General features: G+C 64.8%; 23 protein-coding genes. 13 read left to right on the forward strand and 10 right to left on the reverse strand.

Annotated elements, in window-relative coordinates:
• Window positions 1-10 precede the first annotated feature (10 nt).
• Genes LCH97_RS13170 through LCH97_RS13185 form a run of 4 tightly spaced genes read right to left on the reverse strand, consistent with a single transcriptional unit; the run spans window position 11 to window position 2,656 of the window.
• Window positions 11-652, reverse strand: a complete 642-nt coding sequence (locus tag LCH97_RS13170) for an HAD family phosphatase (RefSeq protein WP_227302091.1) — start codon at window positions 650-652, stop codon at window positions 11-13.
• A gap of 53 nt (window positions 653-705) precedes the next feature.
• Complete coding sequence (locus LCH97_RS13175; RefSeq protein ID WP_227302092.1) at window positions 706-1,200, reverse strand: GNAT family N-acetyltransferase; 495 nt, start codon at window positions 1,198-1,200, stop codon at window positions 706-708.
• A complete protein-coding gene (gene thiE / locus LCH97_RS13180) occupies window positions 1,197-1,805 on the reverse strand; it encodes a thiamine phosphate synthase (RefSeq protein WP_227302093.1) in 609 nt (202 codons plus the stop codon). Before thiE ends, LCH97_RS13175 begins: the two co-directional genes overlap by 4 nt.
• On the reverse strand, window positions 1,802-2,656 hold the full coding sequence (locus LCH97_RS13185) for a hydroxymethylpyrimidine/phosphomethylpyrimidine kinase (protein ID WP_227302094.1): 855 nt from the start codon (window positions 2,654-2,656) through the stop codon (window positions 1,802-1,804). The genes thiE and LCH97_RS13185 overlap by 4 nt, the downstream gene beginning before the upstream one ends.
• A gap of 112 nt (window positions 2,657-2,768) precedes the next feature.
• Here LCH97_RS13185 and LCH97_RS13190 point away from each other — a divergent pair, with 112 nt between their 5' ends.
• The 12 genes from LCH97_RS13190 (at window position 2,769) to LCH97_RS13245 (ending at window position 15,004) form a co-directional block, all read left to right on the forward strand.
• Window positions 2,769-2,933: a rubredoxin gene (locus tag LCH97_RS13190; RefSeq protein ID WP_026107757.1), complete on the forward strand. Its 165-nt coding sequence runs from the start codon at window positions 2,769-2,771 to the stop codon at window positions 2,931-2,933.
• A 29-nt stretch (window positions 2,934-2,962) separates the two neighbouring features.
• Complete coding sequence (locus tag LCH97_RS13195) at window positions 2,963-3,772, forward strand: M48 family metallopeptidase (protein WP_227302095.1); 810 nt, start codon at window positions 2,963-2,965, stop codon at window positions 3,770-3,772.
• A 13-nt stretch (window positions 3,773-3,785) separates the two neighbouring features.
• Complete coding sequence (locus tag LCH97_RS13200; RefSeq protein WP_227302096.1) at window positions 3,786-4,136, forward strand: MmcQ/YjbR family DNA-binding protein; 351 nt, start codon at window positions 3,786-3,788, stop codon at window positions 4,134-4,136.
• Window positions 4,137-4,138: 2 nt separating this feature from the next.
• Entirely contained in the window at window positions 4,139-4,555 is a 417-nt protein-coding gene (locus LCH97_RS13205; RefSeq protein ID WP_227302097.1) for a CopD family protein, read from the forward strand.
• On the forward strand, window positions 4,555-4,965 hold the full coding sequence (locus tag LCH97_RS13210; protein WP_227302098.1) for a DVU_2496 family lipoprotein: 411 nt from the start codon (window positions 4,555-4,557) through the stop codon (window positions 4,963-4,965). Before LCH97_RS13205 ends, LCH97_RS13210 begins: the two co-directional genes overlap by 1 nt.
• The gene (locus LCH97_RS13215) at window positions 4,949-5,410 is read left to right on the forward strand and encodes a CYTH domain-containing protein (RefSeq protein WP_227302099.1); all 462 of its coding nucleotides are present in this window, start codon (window positions 4,949-4,951) and stop codon (window positions 5,408-5,410) included. The genes LCH97_RS13210 and LCH97_RS13215 overlap by 17 nt, the downstream gene beginning before the upstream one ends.
• Window positions 5,411-5,519: 109 nt before the next feature.
• Window positions 5,520-5,912, forward strand: coding sequence for a hypothetical protein (locus LCH97_RS13220; protein ID WP_227302100.1), 393 nt, complete (start codon window positions 5,520-5,522; stop codon window positions 5,910-5,912).
• A 56-nt stretch (window positions 5,913-5,968) separates the two neighbouring features.
• Window positions 5,969-6,301, forward strand: coding sequence for a thioredoxin family protein (locus LCH97_RS13225; protein ID WP_227302101.1), 333 nt, complete (start codon window positions 5,969-5,971; stop codon window positions 6,299-6,301).
• A gap of 261 nt (window positions 6,302-6,562) precedes the next feature.
• Complete coding sequence (gene hemL / locus LCH97_RS13230) at window positions 6,563-7,840, forward strand: glutamate-1-semialdehyde 2,1-aminomutase (protein WP_227302102.1); 1,278 nt, start codon at window positions 6,563-6,565, stop codon at window positions 7,838-7,840.
• A 249-nt stretch (window positions 7,841-8,089) separates the two neighbouring features.
• The gene (locus LCH97_RS13235) at window positions 8,090-12,220 is read left to right on the forward strand and encodes a DEAD/DEAH box helicase (RefSeq protein WP_227302103.1); all 4,131 of its coding nucleotides are present in this window, start codon (window positions 8,090-8,092) and stop codon (window positions 12,218-12,220) included.
• Window positions 12,221-12,732: 512 nt separating this feature from the next.
• Window positions 12,733-13,131 (forward strand): helix-turn-helix transcriptional regulator, encoded by a 399-nt coding sequence (locus LCH97_RS13240; protein WP_227302104.1) that lies wholly within the window; start codon window positions 12,733-12,735, stop codon window positions 13,129-13,131.
• Window positions 13,132-13,366: 235 nt separating this feature from the next.
• A complete protein-coding gene (locus LCH97_RS13245; protein WP_227302105.1) occupies window positions 13,367-15,004 on the forward strand; it encodes a diguanylate cyclase in 1,638 nt (545 codons plus the stop codon).
• A gap of 63 nt (window positions 15,005-15,067) precedes the next feature.
• Here LCH97_RS13245 and LCH97_RS13250 read toward each other — a convergent pair whose 3' ends face one another.
• The 6 genes from LCH97_RS13250 to LCH97_RS13275 are packed head-to-tail and all read right to left on the reverse strand — an operon-like array spanning window position 15,068 to window position 17,712.
• Window positions 15,068-15,475 carry a VOC family protein gene (locus LCH97_RS13250; protein ID WP_227302106.1) on the reverse strand — a complete coding sequence of 136 codons (408 nt, stop codon included), beginning with the start codon at window positions 15,473-15,475 and terminating at the stop codon, window positions 15,068-15,070.
• Window positions 15,476-15,533: 58 nt separating this feature from the next.
• On the reverse strand, window positions 15,534-16,256 hold the full coding sequence (locus tag LCH97_RS13255; RefSeq protein ID WP_227302107.1) for a YafY family protein: 723 nt from the start codon (window positions 16,254-16,256) through the stop codon (window positions 15,534-15,536).
• Window positions 16,243-16,485 (reverse strand): recombinase RecA, encoded by a 243-nt coding sequence (locus LCH97_RS13260; RefSeq protein WP_227302108.1) that lies wholly within the window; start codon window positions 16,483-16,485, stop codon window positions 16,243-16,245. Before LCH97_RS13260 ends, LCH97_RS13255 begins: the two co-directional genes overlap by 14 nt.
• 9 nt (window positions 16,486-16,494) lie before the next feature.
• Window positions 16,495-16,974, reverse strand: a complete 480-nt coding sequence (locus LCH97_RS13265; RefSeq protein WP_227302109.1) for an EVE domain-containing protein — start codon at window positions 16,972-16,974, stop codon at window positions 16,495-16,497.
• Window positions 16,971-17,333: a DUF1801 domain-containing protein gene (locus LCH97_RS13270; RefSeq protein ID WP_227302110.1), complete on the reverse strand. Its 363-nt coding sequence runs from the start codon at window positions 17,331-17,333 to the stop codon at window positions 16,971-16,973. Before LCH97_RS13270 ends, LCH97_RS13265 begins: the two co-directional genes overlap by 4 nt.
• Before the next feature lie 22 nt (window positions 17,334-17,355).
• Complete coding sequence (locus tag LCH97_RS13275; RefSeq protein ID WP_227302111.1) at window positions 17,356-17,712, reverse strand: VOC family protein; 357 nt, start codon at window positions 17,710-17,712, stop codon at window positions 17,356-17,358.
• A gap of 294 nt (window positions 17,713-18,006) precedes the next feature.
• Between LCH97_RS13275 and LCH97_RS13280 the strand changes: the two genes are divergently transcribed.
• Window positions 18,007-19,725, forward strand: coding sequence for a GGDEF domain-containing protein (locus LCH97_RS13280; RefSeq protein ID WP_227302112.1), 1,719 nt, complete (start codon window positions 18,007-18,009; stop codon window positions 19,723-19,725).
• Window positions 19,726-19,764: the final 39 nt, after the last annotated feature.

Raw genomic sequence — 19,764 nt, forward strand, 5'->3', positions numbered from 1 at the left:
GCCGCACGGCTTACGCCAGCAGCGGCAGCGCGTCAGCCAGCGTGTGCAGCGTGGCGTCGGCGGCGCAGAAGTCGTGGCCGTGGTTGAAGTCGTGGCGCAGCACCAGGCAGCGGCAGCCGGCGGCACGGGCGGCGGCCAGGCCAGCGGCGGAATCTTCCAGCACGCACACGGCGCTGGCAGGCAGCTGCAGTTTGTCCAGCGCCAGCAGGTAGGCCGCCGGGTCGGGTTTGTGACGGTCCACGTCTTCCTTGCTGATGACCAGCTCGAAGCGCTCGGCCACGCCGCAGCGCTCCAGGACGGAATCCACCATCCAGCGCGCCGCGCTGCTGACCACGGCCAGACGCACACCGGCAGCCTGTGCGGCGGCCAGCAGCGCGTCGGCGCCGGGGCTCAGGCAGGCTTCGTCGGCCAGCAGCTGCTGGTAGCGCGGGCGGAAGTGTTCGTTAAAGGTGGCCAGATCGATCTCAAGGTTGGCCAGCCGGAAAAAGTGGCTGGTGACGGTGGGCCAGTCGCCGCCCATTACGTCGGCGTAACGGCGGTAATCGACCGGGTGGCCGAAGGCGGCGCAGGTATCGGCCAGCGCGCGGCCTTTCAGGCTTTCGCTGGCGGCCAGCGTACCGTCCAGATCAAATAGCAGGGCTTGGGTTTGCATCGAATTAATGCCATGGGAATGATGCCGGTAGTGTAACACGCCCCCGTTGTGGCTCAGCCCAGCGCCAGCAGCAGGTTGTGGTGGGCGCTGCCGTCCAGCTCGAATACGGTGTCGCCGACGTGTTGCAGGCCTTGTGCCTGGTAGAAGGCGATGGCGCGGGTATTGTGCTGCCACACGCTCAGCCACAGCGCGCCGGCACGGCGGTGGGCGTGTTGCAGCAGCTGGCGGCCCAGCCCCTGGCCGGCAAACAGCGGGTGAACGTACAGCGTGGCCAGCTCGCAGTTGGCCGCGTGCTGGCCGGGGCAGGCCTGGCCGTGCTGCAGTGTGGCGTAGGCCAGTAGCTGGCCGTCCCGTTCGGCCAGCCACACCTCGTATTGCGGGTTGGCCAGCAGCGCCTGTTTGGCGTGGACGGTGAAACGGCCCTGCACGTAGCCGGCCAGGCTGGCGTTGATGCCGTCGGTGCTGTAGGTATGCAGCCAGACCAGCGCGCCCAGGGCGGCAAGGTTGGCCGCATCGGCGGCGCCGGCGCGGCGCAGGGTGGCGCTCACGCGTACAGCGCGGCCAGGGTAGCGGCGCGTTCGGCGATGCCGTCGCCGTCGAACAGGCTGCCGATCACGGCGATGGCGTCGGCACCGGCGGCTACCACCTGGGCGGCGTTGTCCGGGGTGATGCCGCCGATGGCCACGCGCGGTACGCCCAGGCCGGCGGCGTCGGCAAACAGCGATAGCGGTGCGTGCACGGCGCCGGGCTTGGTGCCGGAGGCAAATACCGCGCCGAAGGCCACGTAGCTGGCGCCGGCGGCTACCGCGCTGCGCGCCAGGTCCAGGCTGTTGTAGCAGCTGGCGCCGATGATGGCACCATCGCCCAGCCGCGCGCGGGCGGCGGCAATGGCGTCGTCGTCACGCCCCAGATGCACGCCGTCGGCGCGGATGGCTTCGGCCAGCGCCACGTCGTCGTTCACGATAAACAGCGCGCCACGGCTTTGCGCCAGGCTTTTCAGGATATTGGCCTGCCACAGGCGGCGCACGGCGTCGTGGCTCTTGTTGCGGTATTGCAGGATGCGCGCGCCACCGTCGAGGGCGGCACTGACTTGCTCGATCAGCTGTTCGCTGTTGTCGGTGTCGGGGGTAATGGCGTACAGGCCGCGGATCATGGCGTGTCGGTGTCCTTGTCGTCGTCTTCGCTGGCGTCGTCGTTGGCCCAGAACAGGCGGTCGGGGATGTACTGGCCCATACCGGGGCGGAAGCCGTAGCGCAGCGCCTGCCAGGTGAAATCTTGTGCTTCTTTTACTGCTTCGGGTACCGCCAGGCCGCGTGCCACCAGGCCGGCAATGGCCGAGGCCAGCGTGCAGCCGGAGCCGTGGAAGCTGCCATTGAGCCGCGGCCAGGTGTCGGCACGAATCTCGCCGGCCAGGTCGTACAGGCGGTTTTCCACGTCGCGGGTGGCTTCGTGGGTGCCGGTAATAAATACGTAGTCGCAGCCCAGGTGGGTCAGGCGCTTGGCGCAGTCGGCCAGGCTGAGGCTTTCTTCGTCTTCGTCATCGTTGGCCGCCAGGCGGCGCGCTTCCACGCTATTGGGTGTGAGTACGGTAACTTGCGGCAGCAGCACGTCGCGCAGCACGTGGATGAGCTCTTCGCGCGATAGCTCGTCGCCACGGCCGCTGGCCAGTACCGGGTCGTAGATCAGCGGGATGTCGGGGTAGTCGCTGGCCAGCTCGGCAATGGCCACGGCATTGTCGATGCTGCCTATCATCCCCACCTTGAACGCGGCCACCGGCATGTCTTCCAGCACCGCGCGCGCCTGGTCCAGCACCCATTCGTCGTCGATGACCATAAAGTCCTGCACGCCGCGCGTATCCTGCACGGTAATGGCGGTAATCACCGATAAAGGGTGGCAGCCCATGCTGGCCAGGGTAAGGATATCGGCCTGGATGCCGGCGCCACCGGTGGGGTCGGAGCCGGCCAGTGTCAGCACAATGGGGGGGAGCGGGTTGTCAGTGCTCAAGGCTTGACCTCTTTTCTCGCGGCTGGATTTACAATAGGGGCAATGCGGTGTGCCGCGCGGCGATTGTAACGCGCCCCCATGACTTCATATTACTCTTTCAAAGGCTAACGCTATGCAAACCTGGATGTGTCTGATCTGCGGCTTTATCTACGACGAAGCGGCAGGCCGCCCCGAAGACGGTATCGCGCCGGGTACCAAGTGGGAAGACGTGCCCATGAACTGGACCTGCCCCGATTGTGACGCCCGCAAGGACGACTTTGAAATGATGGCGTTCTAAGCCATCTGCAAGCAGAAAGGCAAACTACGATGAACAAGCTGGCTACCCGCACCGCTACCGCCCTGCTTCTGGCCGCTGCGCTGGCAGGCTGTGTCAATACCACTTCCAGCGGCGAGGTGGGCGTCAAGCGCAAGCAGTTCGTGCTGCTGTCGTCGCAAGAGGTAGACCAGCAGTCTGCCATGGCCTACAGCCAGGAGCTGGCCAAGGCCAAGCAGGCCGGCGCGCTGAATGCCGACCCGGCCACCACCCGCCGCGTGCGCGCCATTTCCGACCGCCTGATCCGCCAGGTAGGCGCTTTCCGCCTGGACGCCATGAAATGGCAGTGGGAAGTGAACGTGGCCAGCGTGGACGAGCTGAACGCCTACTGCATGGCCGGCGGCAAGATCATGGTGTACACCGGCCTGATCAACAAGCTCAAAGCCACCGACGACGAGCTGGCCACGGTGATCGGCCACGAAATCGCCCACGCGCTGCGTGAGCATAGCCGCGAGGGCATGAGCGAGGAGTACGCCAAGCAGGCCGGCCTGAATATCGTGGGCCAGCTGGCCGGGCTGTCGCAGACGTCCATGCAGTTGGCCGCACTGGCCACCGACGTGGCGCTGTCCAAGCCGCACAGCCGCGTAATGGAAACCGAAGCCGACACCATCGGCCTGGAGCTGATGGCGCGCGCGGGCTACAACCCGCAGGCCTCGGTATCGCTGTGGCAGAAGATGATGAAAGCCGGCGGCGGCAGCGGGCCGGGCTTTTTGTCTACCCACCCGTCGGGTGAGGCGCGTATTGGCGAGCTGCAACGCTTGATTCCCAAGGTGATGCCGCTGTACCAGTCGGCCAAGCGCTAAGGCCGCGTTTCACGTGAAACTTACCCCCGCCCAGCTGGACCAACTGCACGCTGCCGCGCTGGCGCTACCCGGCGCCGGCAGCGAGCTGCTGTGGGACGGCGTAACGGTGCTGAAGGTGGAAGGCAAGATGTTTGCCACCTTTGTGGCCGACGCGCTGGCCTACAAGGTGGCCGATGGCGATTTTCTGGCGCTGTCCGGCCTGCCCGGCGTGCGCCCGGCCCCCTATCTGGCGCGCGCGCATTGGATCAGCATCGCCAGTACCGAGGCGCTGCCGCTGGCCGAGCTGGCGGCAGGGTTGGCCGCATCGCACCGGCTGGTGCTGAGTAAACTCCCCAAAAAAGTACGCGCCGCGTACGGACTGTGACCATGGCCTATTTGTATATCAAGGCGTTTCACCTGTTTTTTGTCATCTCGTGGTTTGCCGGCCTGTTCTACCTGCCGCGCCTGTTCGTCAACCTGGCCATGGCCACGCCCGGCGCCGAGTACGACCGCTTGCTGCTGATGTCGCACAAGCTGCTGCGTTTCATGACGCCCTTGGGCGTGCTGGCCATGGCGCTGGGCCTGGTACTGTGGCTGGGTTACGGTGTAAGCGGCGGCTGGCTGCACGCCAAGCTCACGCTGGTAGCCGGCCTGATTGCCTACCACGGCTACTGTTTCAAGCTGCAGCGCGATTTCGTGGCGCGGCAGAACGCGCGCAGCCACGTGTGGTTCCGCTTCTTCAACGAGCTGCCGGTGCTGGTGTTGCTGGCCGTGCTCATTCTTGTGATCGTGAAACCGTTCTGATGAAACTGCTGCTTCCCGCCCTGCTGGTGGCCTTGCTGGCCGGCTGCCAGCGCGACGACTGTACCGACGGCGTGTTCGTGCTGTCCGGCACCGACTGGGGCGATGCCCCGGCGGCCACTACCGCCGCCCTGCCCGGCAAGCTGCTGCCCGGCCAGGTCCCCGCCGGCCTGCAGCGCGCCAGCGACGGCCACTACCCCGGCACCAAGGCCTATTGCAGCGTGCTGGCGGCGCGTAGCGACTATACCGATGCGCTCAAAGGCGGCCGTCTGCAGCCCGGCCAACCCTGGCACGTGTACCGGCTGGACGCGCGTTGGCCGCAAGACGTCTACCCCTACCGCGAGGCCGACTGGCGCCTGAAAGCCCCGGCCCGCCCCATCAAGAAAGAGGAATCCCATGGCAGTGGAAATTGAACGCCGTTACCGCGTGAACGGTGAGGCCTGGCGTGGCCTGGCCGAAGGCGTGCGCTACCGGCAGGGTTACCTGTCGGTAGAAAAAGAGCGCACCGTACGCGTGCGCGTGGTGGGCGACCAAGCCTGGCTGACGCTGAAAGGCCAGATCAGCGAGATCAGCCGCCACGAGTTCGAATACACCATTCCGGTAGCCGAGGCGCAAACCATCATGGACGCCATGTGCCCGATGGTGGTGGACAAGCTGCGTTACCACATCGAAATGGGCGGCTTTGTGTGGGAAGTGGACGAATTCTTCGGCGAAAACGCCGGCTTGGTGCTGGCCGAGATCGAGCTGCCGTCGGAAGACACGCCGTTCGACAAGCCGGCCTGGCTGGGCGAAGAGGTCACCTTCGATGGCCGCTTTACCAACGCCTACCTGTCGAAAACCCCGTTCAGCCGCTGGTAAGCAGCACGGCAAGTTGGCCGCCACCCCATGGGTTGGCGGCCTTTTTCATGTAAGCCCGCCCGGGCACTATGGCATGATGCTTTTTTCATTTGGCATTACGGGGCGCACCATGCCAGGTCTGTTCGCTTTGCTGTTATTACTGGCATTTGCCGCCATACCGTTGCTGATCGTGTGGCTGGTGGTACGGCTGACTGGCAGCGAGCAGGCCAAGGTGCCGGTGTCTGCAGGCAAGGCATCGCCCGATGCGTCCGAGGCTGGCGTCGTGTTTTTTGTTGCCGTGCTGGCGACGCTCATGATTGTGCCAAGCCTGATGGCTGAGGTGGCCAGTGGCCGCATCGCCTGGACGGTACGTGCGATCGGGCGCAGTGTCGAGGTAAGCGCTGCGGACCAACCCGCGGCTTTTGCCCTTGGTGCCGCACTGCATCTGGCGATGAGCTGCGTGTGTATCGGCCTGTGCTTCAAGTTGTTCCGCGACTGGCGGCGCAAGGCCGGGCGCCGCTAGCCGCCAGGCGCCGGCTGCGCTACCTTGTCGGCCGTCCCCTTTGCCGGAGCCCTGCCATGCCCTATCTCGCCACCTATTCCCCCGACGCCCCCGAGCGCGCCGCGCTGGACGCCCTGCCCGGCCCTGTTTTGCTGGAGTTTGGCGCTGGCTGGTGCCCGCATTGCCAGGCAGCGCAGCCGGCTATCGAACAGCTGCTGCAACAGGCGCCGCAGTGGCAGCACGTAAAGATAAAAGACGGCGCCGGGCGGCGGCTGGGGCGTACTTTTCGCGTGAAGCTGTGGCCCACGCTGATCCTGCTACACGGTGGCGTGGAGCTGGGCCGTGTGGTGCGGCCAACTTCGCCTGCCGAGCTGGCGCCACTGCTGGCCTTGCTGCCTGCAGCGGTGTAGGCCGCCCGCAGCGCCGAACGCTGCGTTTCTGCCCGGTGGTGGCCTTGCGCGCCGATTTGCCGGACAATCCTGCCCTTGATGACAGACGCCCGCTGCAGGGTGCGCCGCCGCCATGGCCAAGACATGACGGTGGCTGGATACAGGTCAACGCTTGCCTGCGCAGCTTGCCGTATCCTGACCGACAGGATTTTGCCGGGTAGCGTGCGCTGCCCGATGCCCCATTAGCCCGTGCGGCGTGTGATGCCGCCAGAAAGGAATACGATGTCCCGCAATCTCGAGCTGTTTGAACGTGGCAAGCAGGTGATCCCCGGTGGCGTGAACTCGCCGGTGCGTGCCTTTGGTCAGGTAGGCGGTACCCCGCGCTTTGTGAAGCGCGCCGAGGGTGCCTATTTCTGGGACGCCGACGACAAGCAGTACCTGGACTACGTAGGCAGCTGGGGCCCGGCCATCCTGGGCCACGCCCACCCCGAGGTGGTGAAGGCGGTACAGGATGCCGCGGTGGGCGGCCTGTCTTTCGGCGCCCCGACCGAAGGCGAGATCGAGATCGCCGAAGAAATCTGCAAGCTGCTGCCGTCGGTAGAACAGGTGCGTTTGGTGAGCTCGGGTACCGAAGCCACCATGAGCGCCATCCGCCTGGCGCGTGGCTTTACCGGCCGTGACCTGATCGTGAAGTTCGAAGGCTGCTACCACGGCCACTCCGATAGCCTGCTGGTAAAAGCCGGCTCCGGCCTGCTGACCTTCGGCAACCCGTCGTCCGGCGGCGTGCCGGCCGACTTCACCAAGCACACGCTGGTGCTGCAGTACAACGACGTGCAGCAGCTGGCCGACACCTTCCAGGAGCTGGGCGACAAGATTGCCTGCGTGATCCTGGAGCCGATCGCCGGCAATATGAACCTGATCAAGCCGTCGGCCGAATTTGTGCAGGCGCTGCGCAGCCTCACCGAGCAACACGGCGCGGTGCTGATCTACGACGAAGTGATGACCGGCTTCCGCGTCGGCCTGCAGTGCGCGCAAGGCCTGCACGGCATTACCCCCGACCTCACCACCATGGGCAAGGTGATTGGCGGCGGCATGCCGCTGGCGGCCTTTGGCGGCCGCGCCGACATCATGGCCAAGATCGCGCCGCTGGGTAATGTGTACCAGGCCGGTACGCTTTCCGGTAACCCGCTGTCGGTGGCGGCCGGCCTGACCACGCTGCGCCTGATCCAGCAGCCGGGCTTCTACGACACCCTGGGTCGCCGTAGCGCCAGGTTGGCCGCAGGCCTGGCCGACGCCGCCCGCGCCGCAGGCGTGCCGATGACCACCGATAGCGTGGGCGGCATGTTCGGCTTTTACTTTAGCGACCGCGTGCCCACCAGCTACGCCGAAGCCACGCAGTGCGATATCCCGCGCTTCAAGGCCTTCTTCCACGCCATGCTGGACGAAGGCGTGTACCTGGCGCCGTCCGCATACGAAGCAGGCTTTACCTCGATTGCGCATACCGACGCGCTGATCGAAGACACCATCGCCGCCGCCGGCCGCGCCCTGGCACGCATCTGAGCTGCTGGTGCAGCACCCCGACACCCCGCCCTGTCTCAGCGCGGGGTGTTTGTTTTGTTGCGCTGCGCATTGGCCGTGGCGGGGTGCCCGCGCTTGCCGTAGTATTACGGGTTTGTCTAACTCGCAGGCGTGGCTGCACCTTGGCCGCCGTGCCTGTTTAATTTGAATAATGGCTGATAAAACAACGCTGCCCGGATACGGCCTTTACGGGCGGGCAGCTGCTTGTCAGCCATTGTTTATCAGGCTTACATGACCGCGCTTTCCATCGACTTTACGCTGGACACCCTGCCCGCCCACACCATGGCCGTGCTGCACGCGCTGGCCCTGCTGCCCTCGGGTGAGTCCAAGGCCGCCCTGCTGGCGCTGCTGCAGCTGAACCTGATCCGCGACGAACACGGCAAGGCCGTGAACGGCGACAAACTGGGTGTGATTCTGGGCGACCTGGAACACCGTGGTGCCATTGTGCGCACCGCCGGCCTGCCCTACCGCATTGCCCCGCCTGCCCGCAACGCCGTATTGCTGCAGCTGATGGGCGAACAGGGCGAGCTGTCTGCCTGGGCCGAGTTGCTGTGCGAACACCTGCCGCTGCCGCGTAACCAGTGGGACGTCCCCGGCGCCACCGCCATCCAGCTGCGCTTGTGGCTGGCCATTTTGCAGGGCAAGGCCGAGCCTACCCAGCAGTGGCTGGCGCAGTACCAGCAGCTGATGCAGGCCGGTGGCGCCACGCCGCAGCCGCCGTTCAAGCGCCTGTTCGCCAACGCCGCCGGCCGCCAGCTGTTCGACCGCCTGGACGACGACATCCAGGTATTGCTGCTGCAAGATTACCTGCCCGATGCCAACTGGCGGCTGGACCACTTTGCCGAAGGCTACCGCTACGCGCTGTCGCGGCTGGACGATGGCTACCGCGACTGGGACGACCTCACCGCCCAGCTGTTGTTGCAAGGTATCTGGCGGGCCGATTTCGAGCTGGTGCGCCAGCCCGGTGCCGAAGGCGACGGCCTGCCGGTAGCGCGGCTGTGCTACCTGCCGGTACTGCAAGGCCGCTTTGCCGAGGCGCTGTCCATGCTGGACGACTGGCTGGCCGACATCCGCGCGCAAACCAAAAAGCGCACGGTAGACCTGCCCGCGCCGCTCAACGCCTTTTACTGCCTGGCGCTGATCGGCAGCCAGGACAAAGCCCGCCAGCCGCAGCTCAAGCAGGCCATCGCCAGCGCCATCAAGCAGCGCTACGGCCATAGCTATTATGTGTTGCAGCACTTGCTGCTGCTGCAGGAGGGAACCGCGCTATCGGCCAAGCTGCAGCTGCCGGATGCCAGCGCCCTGTCGGGCATGGATGGCCTGCTGCTGGCGCTTGCCGCGTTCTGGCTGGACGTGAACCAGGCGCGTACCCCGGCCTGGCAGGCGGCGCTGGCCAGCTTCCGCGACCAGATGTTTGAAGAAGGCTATGTCTGGGTGGCCGAAGAGCTGGCCGCCCTGCTGGAGCGCCAGTTTGCCGAACGCCGCGCCCACCCGCGCTGGCACGCCGAGCGAGGCCTGATCCCGCTGGTAGCCGCCTACCAGCGCCAGGAAGCCTGGCAACACGCGCTCAATGCGCTGAAGCTGCTGGGTGCCGGAAAATCCCCCGAAGGCAAGGCAAACGTGGATAGCAAACAAACCCGGCTGGCGTGGCTGCTCACGCTGGCCCCGCACGGCGCCCTGCTGGAGCCGCGCGAACAGAAGCTGGGTGCCAAGAGCCAGTGGAGCAAAGGCCGTGCCGTGGCGCTGCGCCGCCTGCTGGACGAGCCGGAAAGCTTTGATTACCTGCAAGAGCAGGACCGCCAGCTGCTGCGCTACATCCGCAGCCATCACGACCAGCATCATTACTCCAGCAACAGTGCCTGGGAGCTGGACGCCGAAAAGGCGCTGCCCTTCCTGGTAGGCCACCCGGCCATGTTCTGGGGTGATGCGCCGGATGTGCACATCGACGTGGTGGCCGGCAGCGTGGCGCTGCAGCTGCAAGAGCGCGACGGGCAGATCCGCCTGCGCCTGTCGCCAGCCAAGATCACCGCCGATAGCGAAGTGGTGTGGGAAAAAGACACCCCTACCCGGCTGATGGTGTACAGCGTCAGCCGCGAGGTGCGCCAGATCGCTGCCATTCTGGGGCGCGAGCTTACCGTGCCGGTGGCGGCCAAGGCGCAGCTGGTGGAGGCCGTCACCAGCATCGCCCCGCTGGTGCCCATCCACTCCGACTTGCCCGAGTTGGCCGCCAATGTGGACGCGGTACCGGCCGATGGCACGCTGTACGCCCACCTGCTACCGCTGGCGCAGGGCCTGCGCATGCAGCTGTTGGTACGCCCGCTGCCAGGTGGCAGCTGGAGCCGCCCGGGCCAGGGCCTGGAAACCATCGTGGGCGAGCTGGATGGCCGCACGGTACAGACCCAGCGCCGTCTGAAAGCCGAAAAAGCGGCGCTACAAAAAGTACTGGACGCCTGCCCTGGCCTGGCTGCGGCCGAAAGCGACGGCCAGGAATGGCAGCTGCCGGACCCGCAAAGCGCGCTGCAAGTGCTGTCCGAGCTGCAAGCGCTGGACGCCAGCCTGCTGGCCTGTGTGTGGCCGGAAGGCGAACGCATGCGCATCAAGGGCCGCCGTGGCCTGCCGCAGCTGGCCATGGGCCTGAAACAGCAAGGCGACTGGTTTGTGCTGAATGGCCAGCTCAAGCTGGACGACGGCCGCGTGCTGCAACTCAAGGAGCTGCTGGCGCTGGTGCAAAACCAGCCGGGGCGCTTCCTGCAGCTGGGCGACGAAGACTGGCTGGCGCTGACCGACGTCATGAAAAAGCGCCTGGACGAGCTGGCCCTGTTGGCCGACCACGTGGGCAAGGACGGCGTTTACCTGTCGGCCCTGAACGCCCCGCTGCTGGCCGAGCTGGCCGGCGAGGTGGGCGAATTCGACGCCGACGACGCCTGGCAGCAACAGTTGGCCGCACTGGAAAGCCTGCGTGATTACCAGCCGCAGGTGCCGTCCACGCTGCAAGCCACGCTGCGCGACTACCAGCAGGAAGGCTACGCCTGGATGTCGCGCCTGGCGCGCTGGGGTGTGGGTGCCTGTCTGGCCGACGATATGGGCCTGGGCAAGACCGTGCAAACTCTGGCCCTGTTGCTGGAGCGCGCACCGGATGGCCCGCAGCTGGTGGTGGCACCGACCTCGGTAGCGCTGAACTGGATCGCCGAAGCCGCGCGCTTTGCCCCCACGCTGAAAGTGCGCGCCTACCAGCAGCAGCGCACGCTGGTGGGGCTGGACGCCATGGATCTGGTGATCGTCAGCTACGGCCTGCTGCAGCAAGACGCCGACGCCTTTGCCACCGTGCCGTGGCAAACCGTGGTGCTGGACGAGGCGCAAGCCATCAAGAACGCCGGCACCAAGCGCTCGCAAGCCGCCATGAACCTGCAGGCCGGCTTCCGTCTGGCTGCCAGCGGCACCCCGGTAGAAAACCACCTGGGCGAGCTGTGGAACCTGTTCCGCTTTGTGAACCCCGGCCTGCTGGGCAGCCAGGAACGCTTTGCGCAGCGCTTTGCCACCCCTATCGAGCGCGGCGACAAGAACGCCCGCCGCGCGCTGAAGCAGCTGATCCAGCCGTTTATCCTGCGCCGTACCAAAACCCAGGTGCTGGACGAGTTGCCGCCGCGTACCGAAATCACCCGCAAGGTACCGCTGTCGGCAGACGAGCTGCACCTGTACGAAGCCATGCGCCAGCAAGCGGTAGAAAAGCTGGACGAGCTGCAGGGCGAGGACGGCAAGCAGATGCAGGTACTGGCCGAGATCACCCGCCTGCGCCGCTTCTGTTGCCACCCCAAGCTGGCCTTGCCGGATTCCACGCTGTCCGGCAGCAAGTTGGCGGCCTTTGCCGATATCGCCGACGAGCTGCTGGAAAACGGCCACAAGGCGCTGGTGTTCAGCCAGTTCGTTGACCATCTGGCCATCGTGCGCCAGCTGCTGGACGAGCGCGGCGTGCGCTACCAGTACCTGGACGGTGCCACCCCGGCGCGCGAGCGCAAGGCACGGGTCGACGCGTTCCAGAAAGGTGACGGCGACATTTTCCTGATCAGCCTGAAAGCCGGCGGCACCGGCCTGAACCTGACGGCGGCCGACTACGTGATCCATCTGGACCCGTGGTGGAACCCGGCAGTGGAAGACCAGGCCAGCGACCGCGCTTACCGCATGGGTCAACAGCGCCCGGTGACCATCTACCGCCTGGTGGCCGAGCACACCATCGAAGAACAGATCGTGGAGCTACACCACGCCAAACGTGACCTGGCCGACAGCCTGCTGTCCGGTGGTGACATCAGCGCCAAGCTGGACGCCGAAGCCCTGCTGGCGCTGCTGAAGGGGGACGCCGCGTAGGCGCCCTATCCACACGCCGCGTTCGCAAGCCATACCGCCCCACGCCGGGGCGGTATTTTTTTGTCGGCTGCTTTGGGGTATGAACATACCGGATTGTGCGTCACGAAATGGGCGGCGTGGCGCAATGGCAGGAGTGTGCGCAGGCGCATAGTGTGACGCCATGGCGCGTGCATTGTGGTGGGGATACCGCTGCCAGGCTAGGTCTGCGCGCTCGGATTGCATGTGTTTGATTGTGTGATTTAAGTGTGAATTAATACATGGGCAGTATTAATCCACTTGGTGGGTGTGTGAATTTGTATGTATGATTGTTTTTTTGTATTAATACAGTAATCCGGCGCGAGCCAATGCCTGCTTTGTCATTGTTATATATAGATTAAAAGGGTGGCTTTCCGTCGTGACTGTATGGTTTGTTGTAAATCTAATACATACACGCATACGCCTTGTGTGTATTCGTTGTATTAATACTGCTCCGCCTGTATGATTGCTGTTTTCGCTACCTGCCGGAGCCTGCCATGCCTGTGTTGCCTGACTTTGAAAGTGCCGAATTTGCCCCTGCGCTAAAAGCCATCCGCAAGCAGCTACAGCTGTCCCGCACCGCACTGGCCGCCCAGGTAGGCTTGTCTACTGCTGCCATCCAGCGTTACGAGGCACAGGATGGCAGCAACATCAAACCCAGCCGCGATGCTTACGAACGCCTCAGCAAAGTACTGGCTGAATTACTGCAGAACAGCAGCTCGCCCGCAGCCCCCGCGCCGCGCCCTGTGCCGCAGACTTTGCCTGCCCTTGCTGCCGCGCCAGTACGCAGCGAGCCGGTATTGGCGCCGGGTATTCTGCTTGCCGATGCCACGCTGGAGCAGCTGATCGCACGAGCCAAGTCCATGGGCGCCAAAAAGGTCACCATAGAGTTCTGATAAGCCGTTTGTGTGGTGTGCGCACCAGATAGCCAGCCCATATTATTGCGTGACGCAATGTGTGACATTTGTGTGTTTTCAGTGTCTTGTATGATTTTGTGACGGCCTGTGTCACGAAATAAATCAGCCCCGCCACCGCCTGTTTACCCTGAATGGGCACTCTCACTATGTCTGCCCGAAGCCGGAGGGTAGACTGTCGTACTTCGATAAGCCTGTCTGCACGATACCCTGCCCGATGATTGACCCTTTGCTATCAACTGAAGACTTGATCCAGCGGGCTAACGCGCTGCGTCTGAACGATTTGTTGCAAGCGCAGCAATACGCCGAGCTGGCGGTAGCACGTGCCGAGGGGCAGGTGCAGCTGTTGGCGCAGGCCTTGCAGATACGTGGCCGCATTTATAGTGCGCGCGGTTTGCTGGGGCAGGCGCTGGAGGATGCGCTGGCGGCGCGCCAGCTGTTTGGCCAGCTGGGTGACCACTTCAGCGTAGCAGTACAAGATGCCCTGATTGGCAACGTCTACGTGCACGAGGGCTTGTTTACCGACGCGCTCACGCTCTACCTGCAGGCTTTGCCGCACATCGAGCAGTCACAGTCCAGCGAGTGGTATGCCAGGTTATTGAACAACCTGGGTTACGCCTATGTGCAGATCAAGATGGCGGACAAGGCCGCGCCCTTTATCGAGCGTTGCGTGGCGCTGGCGCGGCAGAATGGCCACAACCACACGCTGGCCATGGCGCTGGACAGCCTGGCGCGGGCGTATATGCAACAGGGCAAATTTGCCGAAGCGCGTCAGCTGCTGGGCGAGGCGCTGTTCCTGTTCAGCGCCACCGATACCAAGGGCTATGAATCCCTGTGCGAGCTGTACCTGAGCTACGCCAGCAGCGAGGCAGGCCTGGGCAACCTGCCCGAGGCATTGCGGCTGCTTGACAAGGTACAGGCGCTGGCGCGCGAACACGGCCGTCTGCGCCAGGAGGCCGACGCGCTATACCGTGCCGGTGCCTTGTACCGCCAGCACGGCCGCTGCGAGGCGGCGCTGGGCAAGCTGATGCAGGCGCTGGCCTTGCTGTCGCTGCACGACATGCGCAGTGCCTTGCACGAGTGCGATTACGAAGCCGCCATGTGTTACCAGGCGCTGGGCGATTACCAGCTGGCGTTCGAGCACTTCCAGCGCTTTCATCAGGGCCGCGAGCGTGTGTTTACCCAGCAGTTCGAGGCACGCATGAAGCACGTGGAGCTGATGTTCCGCCTGCATCAGGCCGAGCGCGAACGCGAGTATTACCGTGAAACCAGCAATAACCTGGCGCGGGAGGTAGAGCGGCGTAGCGCGCGGCTGCAGGCGGCCGAGCAGCAGGCTAATACCGATATGCTCACCGGCCTGCCCAACCGCCACCACTTCTGGCCTCGTGCCGACGCCTTGCTGGGTGTGGACGCGCGCTGGAGCAGCCTGGTGCTGGTGGATGCCGACCACTTCAAGCGGGTCAATGACACCTTTGGCCACCTGGCGGGGGATCAGGTATTGCGCGGCATCGGCGAGCTGTTGGCGGCGCTGGCGCGGCCGCAGGACCTGTACTGCCGTTTTGGCGGCGAAGAGTTTGTGCTGCTGATGCCCGATACCCGTGCGGCAGAGGCTGCATTACTGGCAGAGCAGTTGCTGCAACAGTTGGCCTCAAGCGCATTCAGCCTGCTACCCGGCCATCAGGTGACGCTGAGCGCCGGCGTGGCCGAGTTGTATGCCGATGGTAGCTCGGGTGGCAAGCAGCGTTTGCGTGCCTTGCTGGGTGCAGCCGACCAGGCACTGTACCGTGCCAAGGATGGTGGCCGCCGCCAGGTGTGCCTGGCCAGTGTGCAGGGTGCCGGCTCGGCGCAGGACTAGCCCCGAGCCGGACTAGCCCTGCGCCGGTGGCGCTGCGGCAACGGGGTGGATACCGCCTGGCTGTCAGGCGTGCGGAAAGCCCGGGTTCCACGCCACTTCCCATAAAAAACCGTCCGGGTCGCGAAAATAGCCGCTACGCCCGCCCCAGAACACATCCTGCGCCGGTTTTACGATGCTGGCGCCGCGTGCGGCCAGGCCGGCCAGTACCTCGTCTACTTGGTGCTTTTCACGCACATTGTGCGCTAGCGTAAAGCCCGGAAACGCCGCTGGCGGGCTGTCTGCCACGGTGGCATCCTCGGCCAGCGCCGCGCGCGGGTACAGCGATAACCAGGTTTTGCCCAGCTCGAAAAACGCCACACCGGCGCCGTCCGGCATCGGCACCTGCGGCAGCTGCAGCACGTCGCGATAAAAGGCGGTAGCGCGGGCCAGGTCGGCCACGCCCAGGGTGACAAAGCTCAGTCTTGCTTCCATGAAAAGTCTCCGTTGCGCAGCGCACACCGCTTGGGCGTTCGCCGCTGCGGCTTGGCCATTAGCCCGTATTGCGGCGGTGCCAGGGTTGGTGGGTTTGGCGGTACAGCCGTTCGCGCGCGCTGTCGCCGGCGTCACTTTGTTGCAGGAAGGTGTCCAGCGAGATGGTATCCGGCCAGCTTTGCGCGCTGCTTGCCAGGCTCAGGATGCGGTCGATGCGAAAGTGGCGGTAGTCGCGGCGCAGCAGGCACCAGGCCGCCAGCGTCCAGCGGTCGCCCCAGAAGAACAGCCCCAGCGGTGCCACCTCGCGCTGCGTGGCGTTACCGGCTTCGTCGCGGTAGTGCAGCAGCAGGCAGTGCTGTTGTTCGCAGGCGGCGCGCAGCACGGGCAAGGTGTGCAGCGGGTAGTGGCCGCCGGGCGGGACAAATAGCGGTGCCGGCGTCAGGCCGGCGCTGCCCAGCACGCCGTGGATCTTGCCCACCGCGCTAGCGGCGGCGCCTGCGGTGTCACCGTCTGCCCAGCTGGCCAGCATGCGGGCACCTACTTCCAGTGCGGCCAACTCTTCGGCGCTGAAGCTCAGCGGTGGTGGCGTAAAGCCGGCCTCCAGCCAGTAGCCTTCTCCTGCCTCGCCATTCACCGGCGCACCGCTGGTAAGCAAGTCTGCCATGTCGCGATACACGGTACGCTGCGATACCTCCAGCCACTGCGCCAGCTGCGCGGCGGTAGTACGCCGCCGCCCGCGTAGCAGCAGCAGGATCTGCATCAGGCGGTCAGCCCGGCGCATATTGCTCTGCCAGTGTCAGTATGGCTGCGATGCTGGCGCGCGCTTGCGGGCTGTTCTGCCAGCAGCTGCTACGCAGTAGCCCGGCTATTTGTCGGCAGAGTGTTTGCGCATCGGCCCCGGCCAGCTGTGCCAGCGAGCTATAGCCCAGCTGTTCCAGCCGGCTGATGACGGTGGGGCCGACGCCTTTGAGCGCCAGCATGGCGGCGTGTTCGTGTGCGGGAAACGGCATGGCGGCCTCTTATGTCTCTGTAGTATCCGGCAGTGTCGCGCCCATGGCCCGGGCGATCAAGGCAAAATCACTGGCGCTGATCTCCAGGTGGCCATAGCGGAAAGGGTAGCCCCAGCGTGCCGGGTTCTCTATAAATGAAAGCTGGGGCAGCAAGGGGCGGATGGCCGCCGGCTGGCTGGGTAGCCAGAGGATGTCGCGCCGCCATGGCACAAAGCCTTCGTGCATGGCCACCTGATACGCGTAAGCGTCGGCCACGTAGCCCACGGCGGTGAACTGCTGGCAAGGCTCGCGGCCCTGCAGGGTCAGCACTGGCGAGTAGTACACCAGGCCGTCACCGGGCTGCATGCGCGCCAGCGGCGCTTGTTTGCCGTGGCAGAGCTGGGCAAAGCCGCCAGCAAGGCCGCGGCCAACGTGCTCTTTGCAGGCTACACCCACCCAGTAGCGCGGCGGGCGCGGGGCGATGCCGCCGAGTACGCTCTGGCGGCTCATGTGGCTTGCTGCTGCCACGCAGCTTGCAGGTAGGCCGCTACCTGTTTGCGGCCAACCTCTTCCACGCTGTGCAGTTTGATGTGGCGCCGCAGTTTGCCCTTGCCTTCCAGCACCCGGTGCGGGTCGGCCAGCTGCGCCCCGGCGCTGAACTCCAGCGATACGTGGGCCTGGTAGGCAAACAGCCCGCAAAACGGCGCATTATCGGCAAACAGGATGCCGCCGTATTTGACCTCTTCCTGTATGCCGGGGGCTAGCGCCAGCACGTGCTGGCGTACCGCCTGCAAGATGGCGTGTTGCAGTGGCTGCTGCTGGCTGATATCGAGTAGCCACTGTTGTGTGCGGGCAATCGGGGGCGACATGGCTGATACCTCGCGGTTGTGCTCAGGGTTCGGTGTGCAAGCCGATGATATTGCCTTCGCTGTCGGCAAACAGGCCGATCTGGCCATTGCCGTCCGGCAAGGACATCTCGGGCAATAGTACCTGGCCGCCGTGTTGTGCTGCACGGCTGAGTACCGTGCTGACATTCGGGCTGCCATCCAGATAAATGCGTGTGCCCTGAGCCGCAGGCTGCAGGCGCGGGCTGGCCATGATGCAGCCACTGCTGTCGGGAAATACGGCAATGCGGTCGTCCATAAAGTGCTCCACCTTCAGTTCCACGTGGAACACCTGCTGGTAGAACGCGACGGCACGGTCAAAGTCGGTAGCGGGGATTTCAAACCAGTGAATCATGCTGCTCATGATGTTGTCTCCTGACGGGGTTAGCGGCTTGCTGCTGCCACTATGCCGTCACCCTGCTGACAGCATTCTGTCAGCAGGGGCAGCTTGGCTGTTGTGCAGTGGCAAAACGGCAACAACGCGAGCCACCGTGCTTTGCTATTTACCGGCGTGTTTTTTGCTTTTGTACTAAAGCGCGGCGTACTGGGTATGATCACCCGCTACGCACGGGGCGCTAGCGCCTGTGAGGCGTGCCGCTGGCAGGTAGTGCAAATGGCTGAAAGGAAAACGTTTTCTGAATATGTGCGGTAACCAGACATGCTCACCGAAATGAGTAAACCGGCCCCGACGCGCCCGAATCTGGCGCTAAAACGGCGCATCGCCCTGGCTTTGCGCCGCTCCCGGCGTAGCCAGGACACGGGCCAGCACCAGCTTGGCGTGCAGGCAGCCGAGGAGGCGCTACGGCTCTGCGAGCTGCCGCAGCATCGCCCGCAGTGGCAGCAGGCCATGGCGCAGCTGGCCCTGCATCAGTTTCGCATGGGCCATTTTGCGGATGCGGTGCGTAGCGGGCTGGAAGTGGCGGCCACCCTGGATTTTGGCCCCGATGCCGCCTTGCGTGCCGAAGTCTTGTGCGTGGTGGCGATTGCCTGCAACGAAATGGGCTTGATGCAGGATGGTCTCAAATACGCACTGGAAGCCCTGGCCGCCGCCCGTAGCAGTAATGACCCGGTACAGATCATCAACGCCTTGAACCGCGCCGGCGTGTGCACCTACGGCGCCCTGGGCGATCTGGAGCAAGGCGTGCAGCTCTTGCACCAGGCCGGCGAGCAGGCACGCTTGGCCGGCGAGCGCGTACTGCTGTTTGCGGCCTTGAACAATATCGGCACGCTATACAGCAGCGAGGCCCGCAAGCATCTGAAGCTAGGCCGGCAGGCAGAGGCGCCCGCCCTGCTGCAGCGTGCGCTGGCGCATTACCACGACGCCTGGCAAAGCGCGGGCACCGAGGGCAACCGCCACCAGTGGGCCATGCTGCAAACCAATCTGGCCGAGGCGTATGTCGATCTGGGCGAGTTTGACCATGCACGGGCGGCGCTGGCCGAGCTGCGCCACGTGCTGGCCGGCAGCGACTTTTACTCCTTGCAGCGTAATGCAGACCTGATAGAAGCCACGCTGCTGCAGCGTAGCGGCCTGGTAAGCGAAGCCGTGGCCGCCTTGCAGCAGATGCTGGCATTGCCGGGCCATATGATCGAATTCGAAATGCGCCACTTTGCACAGGAAGAGTTGTACCGCCTGTACAAATCCACCGGGCAGTTCGAGCTGGCCTTGGCCCAGCTGGAGGCGCTACGCCACAGCGAGCAAGAGCAAAACGAGCAGCGCAGCAGCACCCAGGGCTGGGCTATCCGCAAGGAGCTGGAAATCACCAGCGTGCAGTTGGCCGCCGAGCGCGAGCGCCTGTATGCCGAGCGCGAACGCTTGCGTGCAGCCCAGCTGGAGGCGGAAAAAGTGGTGACCGAAGCGCGCATGAGCGAGCTGGAGCAGGCGGTGCTGATCGACCCGTTGACCGGTGTGGGCAACCGCCGTTGCCTGGATCTGGAAGGCCCGGCTAGGTTGGCCGCACTGGGCCAGCAGCTGCACGGCATGGCGGTGGTGGTGGTAGATCTGGATCATTTCAAATCCATTAACGACCGTTTTGGCCATGTGGTTGGCGACGAGGTGCTGAAAAAAGTGGCGCAGCTGATGGCGCTCAGTACCCGTGGCAGCGACCTGACCGTGCGCTTTGGCGGCGAGGAGTTTGTGCTGCTGCTGATGGAGCAGTCGCAGGACAGCGCACTGCGCTGCTGCGAGCGTTTGCGGCTCGCCATCCTGAATTACAGCTGGGCCGAGGTGCACCCGCAGCTGCAGGTCACGGCCAGCTTTGGCATGCATTGGTGCCAGTCGCCGCAGCCGTGGGAGCTCGCTTTACGCCAGGCCGACCTGGCTTTGTATCAGGCCAAGCGTCTGGGGCGTAACCGCTTGCAGTTATCCAGCCCGGGCTAGGTTTGCCGCGCAGTATCAGCAGAAAGCCGCCTGTTGAAG

Source organism: Vogesella sp. XCS3 (assembly GCF_020616155.1).
In the GTDB taxonomy this organism is placed as follows: domain Bacteria; phylum Pseudomonadota; class Gammaproteobacteria; order Burkholderiales; family Chromobacteriaceae; genus Vogesella.